Genomic DNA, 18,431 nt, shown 5'->3' on the forward strand with positions numbered 1-18,431 from the left:
TGAAGCCGATGGTGGGCGCTGTCGCGTTCACGCGCGACACCCCGCCCGCCGCATGTTTGCTATCGTCAGCGGCTCCCATGTTCCCTGCACGCCCATGACGACCGATACCGCAACCGCCGCCCGCCTCATCGACGAACTCGTCGCGCTAATGCAGCTCGAGCCGCTCGGCGACGACCGCTTTCTTGCGCAGAGCGAAGACCTCGGCACGCCGGCCGTCTTCGGCGGCCAGGTGCTCGGGCAGTCGCTCATGGCCGCGAGCCTCACGGTGGCCGCCGACCGGCCCGTGCATTCGATGCATGCGTATTTCCTGCTGCCGGGCGAGCACGCGCCGATCGAGTACAGCGTCGACCGCGTCCGCGATGGCCGTAGCTTCACCACGCGGCATGTGGTGGCACGCCAGCAGGAGCGCATCATCTTCGAGATGTCGGCCTCGTTCCAGACCGTGGACGAGGGCGTCGAGCATCAGTTCGAGATGCCGTCTTTCCCAGGCCCCGAGGGGCTCGTCAGCGAACTCGACCTGCGCATCGCGCTCGGCGACCGCCTGCCCGAGCGCTGGCGCGACAAGGGCACGCAGCCGCACGGCATCGAGTACCGGCGCGTCGACCCCGAAGACCTGATCACGCCGCAGCGGCGCCCGGTCGCCGCGCAGAGCGCGATCTGGATGCGCGCCATCGCGCCGCTGCCCGATGATCCGACGGTGCACCGTGCGCTGCTGGCCTATGCGTCCGACCATGGCCTGCTGCGCGCCGCGATGCTGCCGCACGGGCTGAGCTTCATGAGCGGCAAGGTGCGCCCCGCGAGCCTCGACCACGCGATGTGGTTCCACCGCGATTTCCGCATGGACGACTGGCTGCTGTACGTGATCGACTCGCCGAGCGCGGGCGGCGCGCGCGGCCTTTGCCGCGGCACGCTCTACACGCGCGACGGCCGGCTGGTGGCTTCGGCCGTCCAGGAAGGCATGGTGCGCGTGCGGCGCTGAAGCCCGACACCGGCCGTCCCCCCGAGAAGGACACCCTATGAATTCCGAACAGCCACAGCAGAAGGTCGCCATCGTCACGGCCGGCGGCAGCGGCATGGGCGCCGCCGCGGCGCGCAAGCTCGCAGCGGACGGTTTCCGCGTTGCCATCCTGTCGTCTTCGGGCAAGGGCGAGGCGCTCGCCACCGAGCTCGGCGGCATCGGCGTGACCGGCTCCAACCAGTCGAACGACGACCTGACAAAGCTCGTCGACCGCGTCGTGGCCGAATGGGGCCGCATCGACGTGCTGGTCAACAGCGCAGGCCACGGCCCGCGCGCCGCGATCCTCGACATCAGCGACGAGGACTGGCACCGCGGCATGGACGTGTACCTGCTGAGCGCGGTGCGCCCGAGCCGGCTCGTGGCGCCGCACATGGTGCGCCAGGGCGGCGGCGCGATCATCAACATCTCGACCTTCGCGGCCTTCGAGCCCGATCCGGTGTTCCCGACCTCCGGTGTGTTCCGCGCCGGGCTCGCGGCCTTCACCAAGCTCTTCGCCGACCAGTACGCGCAGCACAACGTGCGCATGAACAACGTCCTGCCGGGCTTCATCGACAGCCTGCCCGAGAAGGAGGCGTTCCGTGCGCGCATCCCGATGGGGCGCTACGGCCGCAGCGACGAGATCGCCGCGACCATCGGCTTTCTCGCCTCCGAGGGCGCGGGCTACATCACGGGGCAGAACCTGCGCGTCGACGGCGGCATCACGCGCTCGGTCTGAGCCCGATCGGGGCGCCGCCACGCCCGGCTCAGCCGAAGGGGCTGGCGGTCGCGAACCACAGGCCGATGCCGGTCGCAATGATGAAGGCGCCGTCGGTCACGCCTGCAACGAGGAAGAACTTGGTCTGCATCAAGTCGACCATCTCGGGCTGGCGCGCCGTGCCTTCGAGAAACTTCTGGCCGACGAGGGCAATGCCGATGCATGAGCCGAGCGCGGCAATGCCGATCAGCAGCGCGACGGCGAGCGGGAGGATGTTGAAGCCGGTGGTCATGGTGTTTTCTCCTGGGTGGTTGATCGATGGACCGACTGTCGCGCAATCGGCGCACCGAATCGATGACCTGCGAGGTCATGCCTCGCATGAAGAAAACCGGTTGACCGGCGCGGTCAGCTGCCGCGCAGTTCGCGCCGCAGGATCTTGCCGACCGTCGACTTGGGCAGTGCCTCCACGATCTGCACCTGGCGTGGCAGCTTGTAGCCGGTGAGCTGCGTGCGGCAGAAGGCGACCACCTGGTCCTCGGTCACGCTGGCGCCCGGCGTGCGCACCACGAAGAGCTTGACCGTCTCGCCCATCTTTTCGTCGGGCACGCCGACACAGGCGCATTCGGCCACGCCCGGGCAGGCGCTGGCCACGGCCTCGATCTCGTTGGGGTACACGTTGAAGCCCGAGACCAGGATCATGTCCTTCTTGCGGTCCACGATCTTGAGGAAACCACGCGCGTCGAACACGCCCACGTCGCCGGTGCGGAAGTAGCCGTCGGCGGTGAAGGCCTCGGTGTTCGCCTCGGGCTTCTCCCAGTAGCCGCGCATCACCTGCGGGCCCTTGACGCAGACCTCGCCGGCCTCGCCCCCGGCCACCTCGCGGCTCGCGTCGTCGAGCAATTTGACGTCGGTCGACGGCAGCGGCAGGCCGGTGGTGGCCGTGAACTCGTTCACCGCGGCCGGGTTGAACGTGACGATCGGCGAGGTCTCCGACAGCCCGTAGCCCTCGCGGATGAACTGCCCCGTGATCGCCTGCCAGCGCGCCGACACGGTGGGCACGATGGCCGCGCCGCCGCCGGCCGCGAGCTTCAGGCGCGACCAGTCGACCTCGGGCAGTTGCGGATGAAGCGTCAGCCCGGCGTAGAGCGTATTGACCCCGGTGATCACCGTGGGCCGCGCAGCGCGCAGCGTGGCGACGAAGCCGTCCATGTCGCGCGGATTGGCCACCAGCCAGTTCTCGGCACCGATGCTGAAGTAGCTGATGAAGTTCACCATCAGCGCGAAGATGTGATAGAGCGGGATCGCGGTGACGACAACCTCTTCGCCTTCGGCGCGCGCGGCCGGCATGAAGAGCGCGAACTGCGCGCAGTTGGCGAGCAGGTTGCCGTGCGAGAGCGCCGCGCCCTTCGACACGCCGGTGGTGCCGCCCGTGTACTGCAGAAAGATCAGGTCGTCGGACGCGGCCTTCACGGGCGTGAACGGCAGCGTCTCGCCAGCGGCGAGCACTTCGGCGAGGCTCGCTGCATCGGTCAGGCGCGCATCGACCGGCGGGCTCGGCAGCGGGCTGTCGGCGGCAAGGCCCAGGCCCGCGGTGACCACGCGGCGCACCGGCGTGGCGCTCGCGACCTCGGCGAATGTGGGCGTGGCGCCATTGAAGATGACGAGCGTCTGCGCATCGGCATCGGCGAGCTGGTGCGCGAGTTCGCGCGGCGTGTAGAGCGGATTGACGTTCACCTGCACTGCGCCCGCGCGCAGGATGCCGAGCAGCATCACCGGAAAGGCCAGGATGTTGGGCGTCATCACCGCCACGCGGTCGCCTGGCTTCACGCCCTGCGCCTGCAGCCAGGCCGCGAAGTTGCGCGACAGCCGGTCGAGTTCGCCGTAGGTGAGCGTCTGGCCCAGCGAGCGGAACGCCGGCCGCGCGGCGTGGCGGGTCATGGCCGACTCCATCATCGCGGTGACGCTGGCGTGGGTCTCGGGAGCGATCTCGGCCGGGATGCCGAACTCTCGGTAGGTCGCGAGCCAGGGGCGTTGTTGCATGGGATGTCTCCTTCGGATTGTTTTCTGTCTTCAGGGCTTGACGATACCGAACAGCGGATCGAACTCCTCGAGGTTCGTGAAGATTGCACCGAGCGCCTTTGGATCGCCTTCGAGCCGCGCCTCGCCGCTTTCGACCAGCTTGGGCAGGGGCACCTTGGCCAGCAGCATCTTGAAGAAGGCCGGCTGCGTGAGCGACAGCGTGGCTCGCGGCGCCGCGAGCTTGCGGCCCTTGGTGTTGTTGAGCACGGCGTTCGACAGCTCGAGCGCATAGGTCTCCTGGCTGTCGGTGAAGTTCACCTGCACGCCGAGGTTCAGTCCGTCGACCTTGCGGTGGTTCAACCGCACCGCGAGGAAGTCGAAGATCAGCTCGGGCGTCATGCCGCGCACCATGTCGGGCCCCTGGCTCGACAGGCGGATCTTGCGGATGCCGTTGCGCAGCTCCTGCGCGCCCACGAGGTAGGCGTTGCGCCACACGCCCGACTCGGCCTGGTAGCCGAGCTGCTCGAGGATGTCGGCCTGCAGAAGGCGCGCCTTCTCGTTGCCGGGCTCGGCCATCACGGCGTTGTTGTTGAGCTCGGCGGCCCAGCGGTAGTCGCCTGCGTCATACGCGCTGCGGGCCTTGGCCATCACGGCCTCGGCGCCACCGATGGCCGCGACGTAGCGCTTCGCGTTCTCGGCCGGCGGCAGCGGGTCGAGCGTGGCGGGGTTGCTGTCGTAGTAGCCGAGATAGTAGTTGTAGACGCCGCGCAGGTTGTGGCTCAGCGTGCCGTAGTAGCCGCGCGTGGAGAAGTCGTTGCGCAGCCCCTGCGGGATGTAGCCCACGTTGCCCAGGTCGTTCATCTTGGCGCCCTTGTTCGCCAGGTTCAGCGCGGCGTCGTGCATGTAGCGGTAGATGTCGCGCTGGTTTGCCAGGTGCTTGCGAATGCGCTCCGGGCCCCACACGGGCCAGTGGTGGCTGCGGAACGCGACCGCCGCTTCCGGTGCGAAGTCGATCATCTCGTTGATGTACTTGCTCCAGCCGAGCGCGTCGCGCGCCTTGGCGCCGCGCACCGTGTAGATGTTGTGCATGTTGGCGGTCACCACCTCCGACAGGCACAGTGCTTTCAGCTCGGGGAAGTAGAAGGCGAACTCGGATGGCGCCTCCGAGCCGTTGGCCATCAGGAACACTATGCGCTGCCCGTCGACCACGCGTTCCTCGCCGGTCTTCTTGACGTAGTCGGTGGGCGCGATCAGGCCCATGCTGCCGATGCTCAACCCCTTGCCGAGACCGCTGCCGACGCCGCCGCGCTCGCCGAAGGGCAGCGGTGTGCCGAACTGGTAGTGCGCGCGCCGCGACATCGCATTGCCGGCCAGCACGTTCTCGGCCACCGCATGGTCCATGAAGCCCTCGGGCGCGATGACCGGCACCTTGCCCGCCTTCACGTCGGCCTCGTCGACCACGCCGCGCACGCCGCCGAAGTGGTCGACGTGGCTGTGGGTGTAGATGACGGCCACCACCGGCCGCTTGCCGAGCTTCTCCATCGCGAACGCAAGCGTCGCCTTGGCCATCTCGGCCGTGAGCAGCGGGTCGATGACGATCCAGCCCGTCTTGCCGGCGACCAGCGTCATGTTGGCGAGGTCGTAGCCGCGGACCTGCCAGATGCCCTCGGTGACCTTGAACAGGCCCGCCTCGTTGTTGAGCTTCTCCTGGCGCCACAGGCTCGGGTTGACCGAGGCCGGCGCTTCGCCCTGGATGAAGCCGAACTGGTTGCCGTCCCAGACGGTGTTGCCTTGGGCGTCCTTGACGAGCGTGTCGGGCAGGCGCGCGACGAGGCCGCGCGCGGCGTCCTCGAAGTCCTGCGGGTCGGCGAGGGACAGCGCCGCACCGAACTGCCGGTTGGCTTGGGCGGTGGTGGCGGTGGCCGGCTTGGGATCGTGCGCTTGCGCGGACAGTGCGGCGCACAGGGCTGCGGCGAAGACGATGGGCTTGATGGACATGGTGTCTCTGTGATCGGAACGGAAAAGAGTCGTGGTGCGTGCGACAGGTCAGGCGAGTGCGGGCATCGGCACGGACGTGGCCGTGGGCTGGGAGGCTGGCATGGCGCGGTCGGCCGTGCGCGCATCCTCCAGGATCATGTCGGCCGCCTTCTCGCCGATCATGAGGGTCGGTGCATTGGTGTTGCCGCCGATCACGGTCGGCATCACCGAGGCATCGACCACGCGCAGGCCCCGCACGCCGCGCACGCGCAGCCGGGCGTTGACCACGGCCATGCCGTCGGCGCCCATGCGGCAGGTGCCCACCGGGTGGTATTGCGTGTCGGCGCGCTGGCGGATGTCGCGCGCCAGGCCCGCCGGATCGTCGGCGCGGGTCGGATAGAGCTGCTTGCCGCGCACGCCGTCGAACGGACGCGACTCGATGATGCGCTGCTGGATCTGCGCGCCCCTGACGAGCAGCTCGAGGTCGCGCTCGTCGCTGAGGAAACGTGGGTCGATGTGCGGCGCGTCGCGCGGATCGGTGCTGCGCAGGCGAACCTCGCCGCGGCTGTGCGGGCGCAGTACGTCCACGTGCACGAGATGCCGTGGCCCAGGTGCAGTTTGCGCGCGTGGTCGTCGACGATGGCGATCACGAACACCAGTTGCAGGTCGGGCACCTTCACGTCGGGGCTCGAGCAGATGAACGCGCCCGCGCCCGCGAAAGGACTGGTGACCATGCCGGTGCGTTTCCTCTTCCACTCGAGGATGGCCGAGGCGAAGCTGGCGCCGCCGCGTGCCGAGACGCCGAAGCTCGCAGTGTGGCTGGCCACGCGCCAGCTCTGCACGTAGTCGATGTGGTCCTGCAGGTTCTGGCCCACGCCGGGCAGGTCCTGCAGCACCGGAATGCCCATCTGCCGGAGATGCTCGCCCGGCCCGATGCCCGACAGCATCAGCAGCTGCGGCGAACCGAAGGCGCCCGAGCACACGATCACCTCGCGTCGGGCGCGCACCTGCTTCAGTTCGCCGCCCTGGTGGTAGGCCACGCCGGCGGCGTGTCCATCCTCCATGAGGATGCGCGCCGACACTGCGCGGGTGCGCACGTCGAGATTGGGGCGCGACAGGTGCGGCGTGAGAAAGCCCTTGGCCGCGCTGCAGCGCTCGCCGTTCTTCTGCGTCACCTGGTAGATGAAGGCGCCTTCCTGCCGCGCGCCGTTGTAGTCGGGCGTGTGCGCGATGCCTTGCGTGGCCGCGGCATCGAGGAAGCATTGGTTGAGCGGGCTCACGTGCTGCGCATAGCCCACGTTGAGCGGACCGCCGGTGCCGTGGTGACGCGCGTCGCTGCCGAAGGTCTCGTTGTGCTCCGAGCGCCTGAAGTACGGCAACACTTCGTCGTACGACCACCCGGGGTTGCCCAGCGAGGCCCAGTGGTCGTAGTCCCAGGCGTTGCCGCGCACGTACAGCATCGCGTTGATCGAACTCGATCCGCCCAGCGTCTTGCCGCGCGGCTGGTAGCCGCGGCGGCCGTTGAGGCCGGCCTGCGGCACCGTCTCGAAGCCCCAGTTGTTGATCTTGGTGGGCATCATCGCCACCACGCCCACCGGCGCGTGGATCAGCACGCTGCGATCCGGGCCGCCGGCCTCCAGCAAGCAGACGCTGATGCCGGGGTGCGCACTCAGGCGCGCGGCGAGCACGCAGCCGGCGGAGCCGGCGCCGACCACGACGTAGTCGAACGCTTCCTCGGGATGGCTCATGGTGCGGTCTCCTTCAGCGGCTTGGCCGCTTGTTGTTGTGGTGGTGTTGGCGCAACGGATGTCAGCGCGGGATCGGCCTGGCCCAGGAAGTACTTCAGCGCCAGGCGCTGGACCCAGTTGCCGTAGGGCGGATAGAACAGGGCGATCGGATAGAAGCGGTGCCGCTTGAACACGGTCTTGGCATGCGAGAGCTCGCGAAAGCCCTCTTCGCCGTGGTAGGTGCCCATGCCCGAGTTGCCGATGCCGCCGAACGGCGCGTCGTGGTTGATGGTGTGCCAGCCCCAGTCGTTGAGCGTGACGCCGCCCGAGTGCGTGCGCTGCAGCACGCGCTCGCGCTCGGCCGCGTCGTGGCTGAAGCAATACAGCGCGAGCGGACGCGGGCCGGCGTTGATGTGCGCCACGGCGTCGTCGAGTTCGTCGTACGGCAGCACCGGCAGGATGGGCCCGAAGATCTCCTCCTGCATCAGGCGCATGCCGGGCGCGAGGTTGGTGACGATGTGCAGCGGCATCTGGCGGCCGGCACCGGGCTGGGCGCAGACCTCGACGTGGGCGCCCTTGGCGCGTGCGTCGTCGAGCAGTGCCTCGAGGCGCGCGGCCTGGCGGTCGTTGACGATCGCGGTGTAGTCGTGCGAGCCCGCGAGGCTGGCGCCGAACATCGCTGTGAAGCTGGCCTTCACCTGCGCGACGAATTCGCCCACGCCCTCGCGCGGCACCAGCGCGTAGTCGGGCGCGACGCAGATCTGGCCGGCATTGGTGCCCTTGCCGTGCGCCACGCGGCGCGCCGCCTCGGCCAGCGGAAAACCGCGCGCCACCAGCGCCGGCGACTTGCCGCCGAGTTCCAGCGTCACCGGCGTCAGGTTGTCGGCCGCGGTGCGCATCACGATGCGGCCCACCGCCGGCGAGCCGGTGAAGACGATGTGGTTGAACGGCAGCGCAGTGAAGGCGTTGGGGTCTTCCAGCTCTTCGCCCACCAGCGCCACCTCGTCCTCGGAAAAGGCTTCGCCCAGCATGCGGCGCAGGACCGCATTGGTGGCCGGCGTGACCTCGGGCATCTTGATCATCACGCGGTTGCCCGCCGCCAGCGCCGCGGCCAGCGGGCCGAGCGCCAGGTACACCGGAAAATTCCACGGCACGATCACGCCGACCACGCCCTTGGGCTGGTAGGTGACCTTCAGGCTGTTGCTCAGGAAGAGCAGCTCGGGCCGGCGCCGGCGCGGGCGCATCCAGCGCGCCAGGTGCGACAGCGAATGGTTGATCTCGAGCGTCGCGCCGAGCACGTCGAGCATCTTCGATTCGGCCGGCGAGCGGAAGCCGAAGTCGCTGCTCATCGCCTCGGCCAGCTGGTCCTGGTAGCGGTGCAGCTGCCGCCTCAGGCGCCGCAGGCCGGCCTGGCGTTCGCTCGCGCCGGGGTAGGGCGCGAGCGCACAGGCCGCGCTCTGGGCCGCGAACAGGGCATGCAGGCGGGAGGCGGCTTCGGCAGTGGACTGCGTGGGGAGGGAGCGGTCGTTCATGGTGGCGCAGTGTGCGCGTGGGCCTCGTGCTTTCACGAGGTTGATGTGCGCCAACGGCAGGTGAAAATGCGCCAACACCGCCAAAACTAGTGAAAACCCGATGGACCTGACGGCTTCCGAATCTGCCCACGGCCATGGCCACGACAGGCAGGCCGCGGCGCACAGCATGCTGGGCCTGGGCGCGCTGGTGGCCGAGATGGGTGGCCATGGCGTGGCGCCCGAGGCATTGCTGCAGGGCACGGGGCTCACCGCACGGCAGCTCGTCGACCCGCTGGCGCTGATGTCACAGGCACAGAAGATCACGATCTTCCGCAACGCGCGTCGCCTCTCGCAGGTGCCCGACCTCGGTCTGCGCGCCGGCGCCCGCCAGCGGCTCAGCGACTTCGGCATCTACGGCTATGCGCTGGCCAGCAGCCCCACCTTCGGCGCCGCGGTGGCGCTGGGCGTGAGCCACATCAAGCTGGCCGGCCCGGTGCTCGAGAAGCGCTTCCGCGTCGAGGGCGATACCGCCATCTTCGAGGGGCACGACGTGGTCGACCTGGGCGAGCTGCTGCCGATGGTCACCGAGTACTGGTTCGCGTCGGTGCACAAGCTATGCACCTGCGTGCTGGAGGCGCCGCTGCCCTCGCGCCTGCTGATGCTGCCGTATGCGCGCCCGGCGCATGCGCAGGCGTACGAGCGGCTGTTCGGTTGCCCGGTGCGCTTCGGCGCCGGCACGATGGAGTGGCATTTCGATGCTGCGGTGCTCGGCGCGGCGTGTCCCAACGCGAACCCGATCACGGCCGAGCTTTGCGTGCAGATGTGCGAGCGCCTGTCACGCAGCCTGCCCGAGGAATCGGACCTGGAACGCAGCATCCGCACCGCCTGCTTCAACAGCTGCGGCGACTTTCCGGGGCTCGACGAGATGGCCGTGCGGCTGGGGCTCTCGCCACGCACACTGCAGCGCCGCCTCACGGAGCTGGGCCGGCGCTACCACGACATCGTCGACGAGGTGCGCGCCTCCCTCGCCATCGAGTTCCTGACCCAGACCACGCTGTCGGTGGAGGAGGTGGGGCAGCGCGTGGGGTTCTCGGAGGCGTCCAACTTCCGCAAGGCCTTCCGCAAGTGGACCGGCCAGGCGCCAGGGCACTATCGCGGCCGTCAGGCGGCGGACGAAGCGCTGGCTTGATCGCGCCGGACGCTCAGGCCTTCGCAGCGCGCGCCGGCCACAGCACCGACGCGATCGCCACCATCATCAGCGCCACGGCCACGCCGTCCTGCCAGTGCACGACCTCGCCGAGCCACAGCGCGCCGCTGAAGACGCCGAGCACCGGAATCAACATCACGCTCAGCGTCGAGGCCACGGGCGGCAGGCCGCGCGCGAGGTAGAACCATGCGGCATGCGCGAAGCCGAAGATCAGCACCGCGTTGTAGCCGATCGCGCCCCAGGCCACCGCGCTCGGCCAGCGCAGCGGCTCTTGCTCGAACAGCAGCGATAGCACCGTCATCACCACGGCGGTAAGTGCCGTCATCCAGAACGACAGCGTGAGCGTGGGCAGGCCGATGCGCGTGTGGCGCAGCAGCTGGGTGCCGAGCGCCCAGGTGGCGGCCGCCACGAGCGCCAGCGCCACGTAGCCGGGCCGGCCCGCCAGACCGGTGAGTTCGTGCCAGAGCAAGAGGCCCACGCCGATTGCGCAGGCGCCCACGCCGACCCACGTGCGCCGCGTGAGCACCGCCGAGAACAGCAACGCACCGATCACCGCCGAGAACACCGGCATCGTGTAGCCCAGGATCGCCGCGCGCCCGCCCGACAGCGCCTTCACCGCGAGGATGATGCAGGCATGCCAGACGAACATGTTGGTCGCGGCCAGCCACAGCAGCTCGGGCCAGGCGCTGCGCGGCACGCGGAACGGCACCTTCATCCATACCAGCGCCAGCGCCAGCACCGGCAGGCCGAGCCAGATCGAGATGGCGCGGAAGGCCAGCGGCGGATGGTCGGCCACGCCGAGCTTCATCACCGGCCAGTTGAGGCCCCATGCCAGGGTCAGGAGGACGAGCAGGGCGAACTGGCGCGGGGTGAAGGAGGGCATGGGGCGCGATTGTGGCGCGGTGCGCGCAATCGTGCAGCGCCCGCGGCTACAACAGCCGCTTCAAGTATCGCCCCGTGTGGCTCGCCGCGTTCGTCGCGATGTCTTCCGGCGTGCCTTCGCCCACCACCAGGCCGCCGCCCGCGCCGCCTTCGGGGCCCATGTCGATGAGCCAGTCGGCGGTCTTGATCACGTCGAGGTTGTGCTCGATCACGACGATGGTGTTGCCCGCGTCGCGCAGCTGGTGCAGCACCTTGAGCAGCAGCTCGATGTCGGCGAAGTGCAGCCCGGTGGTCGGCTCGTCGAGGATGTAGAGCGTGCGGCCGGTGTCGCGCTTGCTGAGCTCGAGTGCGAGCTTCACGCGCTGCGCCTCGCCGCCCGACAGCGTGGTGGCCGACTGGCCGAGCTTGATATAGGAAAGGCCCACGTCGAGCAGCGTGCGCAGCTTGCGCTCGATGGTCGGCACGGCCTTCAGGAACTCGTGCGCTGTCTCGACCGTCATCTCGAGGATCTGCGCGATGTTCCTGCCCTTGTACTGGACTTCGAGCGTCTCGCGGTTGTAGCGCTGGCCGTGGCACACCTCGCACGGCACGTACACGTCGGGCAGGAAGTGCATCTCGACCTTGACCACGCCGTCGCCCTGGCAGGCCTCGCAGCGCCCGCCCGCCACGTTGAAGCTGAAGCGGCCCGGGCCGTAGCCGCGTTCTCGCGCGGTGTTGGTCTCGGCCATCAGTTCGCGGATCGGCGTGAACAGGCCCGTGTAGGTGGCCGGGTTGCTGCGCGGCGTGCGGCCGATGGGCGACTGGTCGACGTTGATGACCTTGTCGAAGTACTCGATGCCCTCGACCGCCTCGTGCGGCGCGGGCTCCTCGTGCGCGCGGTAGAGCGTGCGCGCCACGGCGGCATAGAGCGTGTCGTTCACGAGCGTGGACTTGCCCGAGCCCGAGACGCCGGTCACGCAGGTCAGCAGGCCGACCGGGAAGGCGACGCTCACGTTGCGCAGGTTGTTGCCGGTGGCACCGACCACGCGGATCTCCTGCAGCACGCTCTGCGTGGCGAGGTGCGCGGCCTCGCGTGCCGCGCGGCGCTCGGCCGCCGGGCTCGGCGGGAAGCGCGAGGCCTTCTTGCCTTCGTTGAAGGCGGGCTGCTTCACCACCGGCAGCCAGGCGGTGCGGTGCTTGGGCACCTCGATCTTCTTAGTGCCCGAGAGGTACTGGCCGGTGAGCGAGCCCGGATTGGCCGCCACCTCGGCGCAGGTGCCCTGCGCCATCACGCGCCCGCCGTGCACGCCGGCGCCCGGGCCCATGTCGATCACGTGGTCGGCGGCCTGGATCATGTCCTCGTCGTGCTCGACCACGATCACGCTGTTGCCGATGTCGCGCAGATGCTTGAGCGTGCCGATCAGGCGGTCGTTGTCGCGCTGGTGCAGGCCGATGCTGGGCTCGTCGAGCACGTACATCACGCCCGTGAGGCCCGAGCCGATCTGCGACGCCAGCCGGATGCGCTGCGCCTCGCCGCCCGAGAGGGTCTCGGCGCTGCGGTCGAGGCTCAGGTAGTTGAGGCCCACGTCGTTGAGGAACTTGAGGCGCAGGCCGATCTCGCGCACCACCTTGTCGGCGATCTCGGCCTTGGCGCCGCGCAGTTTCAGGCCCTGGAACCAGGCATGGCTTTCGCGCAGCGTGAGGTGGCTCAGTTCGAAGATCGCCATGCGCGGCGGATCACCGCCGTCGGCGGGACGGCTCGCCTCGTCGACCAGGAACACGTTGCGCGCCTCGGGGCGCAGGCGCGAGCCGCCGCAATCCGGGCAGGGCTGCAGGTTGCGGAAGCGCGCCAGGTCTTCGCGCACCATGGCCGAATCGGTCTCGCGGTAGCGCCGCGTCATGTTCGGGATGATCCCTTCGAAAGGGTGCTTCTTCGTGAGCTTCTTGCCCGCGAAGTTGCCCGACTCCATCGTGTAGTTGAACTTGATCTCCTCGCTGCCCGAGCCGTAGAGCAGCACCTGCTGCACCGATGCGGCCAGCGATTCCCAGGGCGCGTCGGCGTCGAACCTGTAGTGCTTCGCGACGCTCTCGATCATGCTGAAGTAGTAGCCGTTGCGGCGGTCCCAGCCCTTGATCGCGCCGCTCGCGAGCGAGAGCGACGGGAAGGCCACCACGCGCACCGGGTCGAACACTTCGCGGTGGCCGAGGCCGTCGCAGCTCGGGCAGGCGCCCACCGGCGAGTTGAAGGAGAAGAGGCGCGGCTCGAGCTCCGACAGCGAGTAGTGGCAGATCGGGCAGGCGAACTTGGCGTTGAACAGATGCTCCCGGTCGGGCGTGCCCTCGGCGCCCAGCTCGAGCGCGATGGCGCGGCCCTCGGCCAGGCGCAGCGCGGCCTCGAAGCTCTCGGCCAGGCGCTGTTGCATGTCGGGGCGCGCGCGCAGCCGGTCGATGACGACGTCGATGTCGTGCTTCTCGGTTTTCTTGAGCTTGGGCAGGTCGTTGTATTCGTAGGTCTCGCCGTCGACGCGGAAGCGCACGTAGCCGGCGGCCTGCATCTCGGCGAAAAGCTCGAGGAACTCGCCTTTCTTCTCGCGCGCCACGGGCGCGAGGATCATCAGCCGGGGCTCGTTGGCAATGGCGAGCGTGGCGTCGACCATCTGCGACACCGTCTGCGCCTGCAGCGCCAGCTGGTGCTCGGGGCAGAAGGGCGTGCCGGCGCGTGCGTACAGCAGCCGCAGGTAATCGTGGATCTCGGTCACCGTGCCCACGGTCGAGCGCGGGTTGTGGCTCGTGGCCTTCTGCTCGATGCTGATCGCGGGCGACAGGCCCTCGATCACGTCGACGTCGGGCTTGTCCATGAGCTGCAGGAACTGCCGCGCATAGGCCGACAGGCTCTCGACGTAGCGCCGCTGCCCTTCGGCATAGAGCGTGTCGAAGGCCAGGCTCGACTTGCCCGAGCCCGACAGGCCGGTGATCACCACCAGCTTGTTGCGCGGAATGTCGAGGTCGACATTCTTCAGGTTGTGGGTGCGCGCACCGCGGATGCTGATGCGCTGCTGCGCGAGCACCGCGCCGAGGTAGGCGTCGCGCTCTGCTTCTTCTGTGTCAGTGGCTCTTTGGTTCAAGGGGGCGATCGTCCGAGGGCAACCGGACATGATAGACCGCCGTCGATTTCATGGCGAGCGGCCGGGTTGCGGCGGCTCCGGCGCGGCGGCTTCCGGCGCCGGATGCACCGGTTCGGTGCTGCCGATGGCGCGCCCGACCATGTGCTCGGCCAGCGTGTCGTAGAGCGGCCGGCTGATCATGCGCGAGACCAGGCTCGCGAGCATCGCGGCGGCCATGAGGCTCAGCACCATCGCATGGCCGCTGACCATCTCCATCACGATGATGAAGGACGTGAGCGGCGCCTGGGTGACGGCCGCCAGGAAGGCGGCCATGCCCATCGCGATGAGCGCGGGCCCCAGGTCGCTGCTCGCGAAGGCGGCCACCGCGTCGCCGATGCCCGCGCCGATCGACAGCGACGGCGCGAAGATGCCGCCCGGCACCCCGCACCAGGCGGTGAGCCATGTGGCGATGAATTTGAGCGCCGTGTAGAGCGGCGTGAGCTCGTTATGCCCCTGCAGCATCTGCTTGACCGACTCGGAGCCGGCGCCGAAGGTCACGCCGCCCGTGGTCAGGCCGATGACGGCGATCGCGAAGCCGGCCGCGGCCGCGAAGCGCAGCGGATGGCGCGCGCGCCATTGCTGGATGCGCCCGGCGCTGCCGGTGAGCGAGGCGATCAGGAGCCGCGCGAACAGCCCGCCCGCCACGCCGCTCAGCAGTGCGACCACCAGGCCCGGGCCGAGCGCGTCCCAGCCGAGCCGCGGAACATGGATCACGCCGAAGTAGCTGACGTTGCCGAAGACCGACACCGCCACCAGGCCCGCCAACACGATGGCGGTGATGATCAGGCCGCTGGAGCGCGCCTCGAGGCGCCCCGACAGTTCTTCGATGGCGAACACCACGCCCGCGAGCGGCGCGTTGAAGGCGGCGGCGATGCCCGCGGCACCGCCCGCCACGAGCAGCGCGCGGCTGTCGATGGTGGTGCCGGGCGAGAGCCAGCGCCGCGCATGCTGCATCACCCCGGCCGCCACCTGTACCGACGGTCCTTCGCGCCCGATCGACAGGCCGGCGGCAAAACCCGCCGCGCCGAGGCCGATCTTGGCGACCGTGAGCCGCAGCGACGCGAAGAGGAAGCGTCGTTCTTCGGGCAGTGCCGGATGCAGCGCCGCCTTGATCTGTGGAATGCCCGAGCCGCCCGCGCCGGGGAAGAAGCGCAGCGTGCACCACACGATGGCGACGGTGATCAGCGGTGTCGTCAGCAGCACGGCCCACGGCCATTCGCTGTAGACATGGTGGAAGCGCTCGAAGATCCAGTCGCTCGCGATCGTGAAGCCCACCACGAACAGCCCCGCCGCGATGGCGTAGCCCAGCACGATGGCCCGGTCCAGCCAGACCCGCCCGCTCGACAGTTCGGCGCGCAGATGCTCGAGAAAGTCCGGTTCGCGGTTCATGCGAATGCATTCTGGCATCGCCCCCCGGCCGTGGCTTCGCCCAGGGCGGGCATCGGGCACAATCCGTGGTTCTTTTTTTCCTTCTCCTTCATCCACTCATCAGGGGCAGTGCATATGGCATCGGTCAACAAAGTCATCGTCGTCGGCAATCTGGGTCGCGATCCCGAAATGCGTACCTTCCCGAGCGGCGACCAGGTCGCGAACGTCACCGTGGCGACCACCGATCGCTGGAAAGACAAGCAGAGCGGCGAAATGCGCGAAGCCACCGAATGGCACCGCATCGTCTTCAACGGCCGCCTGGCCGAGATCGCCGGCCAGTACCTGCGCAAGGGCTCGCAGGTCTACGTCGAAGGCAGCCTGCGCACGCGCAAGTGGACCGACAAGGACGGCATCGAGAAATACACCACCGAGATCCGCGCCGACCAGATGCAGATGCTCGGCAGCCGCCAGGGCCAGGGCGGCCCTGCGTCGGGCGGCGGCGACGACGACGGCGGCTATTCGCAGCAGGGCGGTGGCGGCTATTCGCAAGGTGGTGGCGCCGGCGCCGGCGCCGGTGGCGGTGGTGGCTACGCGCCCCGCGCGCCTGCTGCGGCACCGCGCGCGCCGGCACCCGCGCCACGCCAGGCGCCGGCCAAGTCGTCGTCGGGCTTCGACGACATGGACGACGACATTCCGTTCTGAAGCCGATCCTTCGGTTTCGCAGGCAAGGGCCGGCTCTTTCGAGGGCTGGCCTTTTTTGTTGGGACGGGGAGAATGTTCGCCACCCACAAGGTACGAACCCGCCCGCATGCCACGGGGCGGGCGCCATCAAAAGGGACGAGGCCATCTTCTCTTGACCGCAATCGCCATCGAGGTCGTTCCAGCCGGGGGTAACCAGTGAGCGCCCCTGTGCCGCCTCGGCGCCAGGGGTGGCTGTCCAGGAGCCTCTCCGGCGACCGCGCCGCGGCCTTCTGGACCACGACCGTGCTGGTCGCCTCCCTCGCGCTGCTCGCGGGCATGATCGCGACCTTCGGGTTGCGGCAGTCGCCCGCCGAATCCGGCGCCCTGCACCTCACGCAAGCCGAGTGGCTGCTGGCCGAGGCCGAGGGCTTCAGCGAGCCGCCGCGCACGCTCGACAGCCGCACGCTGCCAGGGACCTGGCAGCCGGCCGAGCTGCCGTTCGCACCGCCGATCGCGCTGGTTCGCCAGGCCAGGGACCGGTCCCTGGCCGGTTCAACCCGCATTTCGTGGCTGCGCATCGCCGCGCCGGGCCTGGCGTCCGACGCGGGGGCGATCGCGCTGTTCGCGCGGCGCATCAAGACCGACGGCACCGTGGCCGTGTACGCGAACGGGCAACTGGTCCATCGCGCGCAGGAGGAAGGCCCGCTCTGGAACAGCACCCGCACGCCGCTCTGGGTGGTGATCGAGCGCATGCCGGCAGAGGCGCGGCTCGAGGAGATCCTGCTGCGACTCGAGCACACGCGCAACACCCAGGTGGCGGTCTCCTCGCTGTGGGCCGGGCCCGAGGAAGCGCTGAGCGACCGCTACCAAAGGCGCCAGTGGCTTCAGCAGGACTTGCCGGCCATGCTCAACGCGGCCTTCCTGGCCCTTGGCATGTTCGCGCTGTTCGTGTGGCTGCGGCGGCGCCGCGAAACCATCTACCTGCTGTTCTTCAACCTCGCGATCACTTCCTTCCTGCGCGGGCTGCATTTCTACGTGGCGGTTCCGATCGCCAACGACTGGTTTGCCTGGCTCACGGTCAACTCGCTGTTCTGGCTGGTGGCGGTGGTGCATTTCGCGCTGCGCCAGCTGCATGGGCGCCGGCTGCGCTGGATGACGACCGCCGTGGTGGTGCTCACCGTGCTGGTCGGCGTGCTGACCCTGCCGGCGCTTGCGATCCTGCGGCATCCGCCGCAGGTCACGCCGCTGATCTATTTTGCCGGTGGCGCGATGGGCGCGGCGGTGGCGCTCGTGGGCGGCATCAGCGCGTGGCGCCGCTCGAACGAGGGGCGGCTGGTGGCCGTCGGCATCGCCCTGTGCGTGCTGCTGGGCGCGTCCGACTGGCTGCTGCAGAACAACTTCTCGAGCCCCGAGGGCTGGTACATGGGGGCCTACACCAACGCTGTGACCTTCAGCGTTTTCGGCGTGCTCATGTACCGCCGCTACGTCAACGCCATCGGCGAGGTGGAACGCGTCAACGCCGGCCTGGCCGATCGCCTGCAGGTCCGCGAGGCCGAGCTCGATGCGAGCCACGAGCGGCTGCGCGAGGTCGAGCGGCTGCAGACGATCGGCACCGAGCGCCGGCGCCTGATGCAGGACATGCACGACGGCCTCGGCTCCTCGCTGATCAGCGCGATCCGCTCGGTGGAGGGCGGCGGCATGAAGGAAGAGCAGGTGTCCGAACTCCTGAAGAGCTGCCTCGAGGACCTGAAGCTGACCATCGACTCGATGGAGCCGCTCGAGGACGACCTGCTGCTGCTTCTCGCCACCCTGCGCTACCGGCTCGCGCCGCGGCTCGAGAGTTCGGGCGTGGCGCTGCAGTGGAACGTGCAGGAGCTGCCGCCGCTCGACTGGCTCGATCCCTCGAGCGCGCTGCACATCCTGCGCATCGTGCAGGAAAGCATCGGCAACATCCTGCGCCACACCCGCGCGACCGAGGTCCGGCTTTCGACCGCGCCGGAGGCCGCGGGCGTGCGGGTGACGGTCGAGGACAACGGGCAGGGCTTCGACGTCGAGAAGGCGCTGAGCGGCAGCGGCGGGCGCGGCATGCACAACCAGATGCGCCGCGCGCTGGCGGTCGGCGGCAGCGTCTCTTGGCAATCGGGGCCGCAGGGCACCGTCTTCACGCTGTGGCTGCCGCTGCAGCGCATTGGGGTACATTGACG

General features: G+C 69.2%; 12 protein-coding genes and 1 pseudogene. 5 read left to right on the top strand and 8 right to left on the bottom strand.

Annotated elements, in window-relative coordinates; all coding sequences use genetic code 11:
* The first annotated feature begins 94 nt into the window (after positions 1 to 94).
* The gene (locus AC3A6J_RS17370) at positions 95 to 979 is read left to right on the top strand and encodes an acyl-CoA thioesterase (RefSeq protein WP_487861217.1); all 885 of its coding nucleotides are present in this window, start codon (positions 95 to 97) and stop codon (positions 977 to 979) included.
* 37 nt (positions 980 to 1,016) lie between these two features.
* The gene (locus AC3A6J_RS17375) at positions 1,017 to 1,733 is read left to right on the top strand and encodes an SDR family oxidoreductase (RefSeq protein ID WP_487861218.1); all 717 of its coding nucleotides are present in this window, start codon (positions 1,017 to 1,019) and stop codon (positions 1,731 to 1,733) included.
* Positions 1,734 to 1,761: 28 nt separating this feature from the next.
* Here AC3A6J_RS17375 and atpE read toward each other — a convergent pair whose 3' ends face one another.
* The 5 genes and pseudogenes from atpE to AC3A6J_RS17400 form a co-directional block, all read right to left on the bottom strand.
* Positions 1,762 to 2,004, bottom strand: coding sequence for a F0F1 ATP synthase subunit C (gene atpE, locus AC3A6J_RS17380; protein ID WP_487861219.1), 243 nt, complete (start codon positions 2,002 to 2,004; stop codon positions 1,762 to 1,764).
* 113 nt (positions 2,005 to 2,117) lie between these two features.
* Entirely contained in the window at positions 2,118 to 3,752 is a 1,635-nt protein-coding gene (locus AC3A6J_RS17385) for an AMP-binding protein (protein ID WP_487861220.1), read from the bottom strand.
* 30 nt (positions 3,753 to 3,782) lie between these two features.
* On the bottom strand, positions 3,783 to 5,729 hold the full coding sequence (locus AC3A6J_RS17390) for an alkyl/aryl-sulfatase (protein WP_487861221.1): 1,947 nt from the start codon (positions 5,727 to 5,729) through the stop codon (positions 3,783 to 3,785).
* Between the two features lie 48 nt (positions 5,730 to 5,777).
* Positions 5,778 to 7,456, bottom strand: a pseudogene (locus tag AC3A6J_RS17395) (GMC family oxidoreductase).
* Positions 7,453 to 8,967, bottom strand: a complete 1,515-nt coding sequence (locus AC3A6J_RS17400; protein ID WP_487861222.1) for a coniferyl aldehyde dehydrogenase — start codon at positions 8,965 to 8,967, stop codon at positions 7,453 to 7,455. The pseudogene AC3A6J_RS17395 and the gene AC3A6J_RS17400 overlap by 4 nt, the downstream one beginning before the upstream one ends.
* Positions 8,968 to 9,067: 100 nt before the next feature.
* Here AC3A6J_RS17400 and AC3A6J_RS17405 point away from each other — a divergent pair, with 100 nt between their 5' ends.
* The gene (locus AC3A6J_RS17405) at positions 9,068 to 10,135 is read left to right on the top strand and encodes an AraC family transcriptional regulator (protein WP_487861223.1); all 1,068 of its coding nucleotides are present in this window, start codon (positions 9,068 to 9,070) and stop codon (positions 10,133 to 10,135) included.
* A gap of 13 nt (positions 10,136 to 10,148) precedes the next feature.
* Here the strand turns inward: AC3A6J_RS17405 and AC3A6J_RS17410 are convergent, their stop codons facing one another.
* From AC3A6J_RS17410 to AC3A6J_RS17420, 3 genes are read right to left on the bottom strand one after another with little or no spacing between them, the layout of a single operon-like run.
* Entirely contained in the window at positions 10,149 to 11,036 is an 888-nt protein-coding gene (locus tag AC3A6J_RS17410; RefSeq protein WP_487861224.1) for a DMT family transporter, read from the bottom strand.
* 46 nt (positions 11,037 to 11,082) lie between these two features.
* Positions 11,083 to 14,169: an excinuclease ABC subunit UvrA gene (uvrA, locus tag AC3A6J_RS17415; RefSeq protein WP_487861225.1), complete on the bottom strand. Its 3,087-nt coding sequence runs from the start codon at positions 14,167 to 14,169 to the stop codon at positions 11,083 to 11,085.
* A gap of 18 nt (positions 14,170 to 14,187) precedes the next feature.
* Entirely contained in the window at positions 14,188 to 15,567 is a 1,380-nt protein-coding gene (locus AC3A6J_RS17420; RefSeq protein ID WP_487861226.1) for a chloride channel protein, read from the bottom strand.
* A 114-nt stretch (positions 15,568 to 15,681) separates the two neighbouring features.
* Here AC3A6J_RS17420 and ssb point away from each other — a divergent pair, with 114 nt between their 5' ends.
* Both ssb and AC3A6J_RS17430 read left to right on the top strand, forming a co-directional pair.
* A complete protein-coding gene (gene ssb / locus AC3A6J_RS17425; RefSeq protein WP_487861227.1) occupies positions 15,682 to 16,248 on the top strand; it encodes a single-stranded DNA-binding protein in 567 nt (188 codons plus the stop codon).
* 315 nt (positions 16,249 to 16,563) lie between these two features.
* A complete protein-coding gene (locus AC3A6J_RS17430) occupies positions 16,564 to 18,429 on the top strand; it encodes a sensor histidine kinase (RefSeq protein WP_487861385.1) in 1,866 nt (621 codons plus the stop codon).
* The last annotated feature ends 2 nt before the right edge of the window (positions 18,430 to 18,431 follow it).

The sequence above is a fragment of the Variovorax sp. Soil_C_39 genome (genome assembly GCF_057656815.1).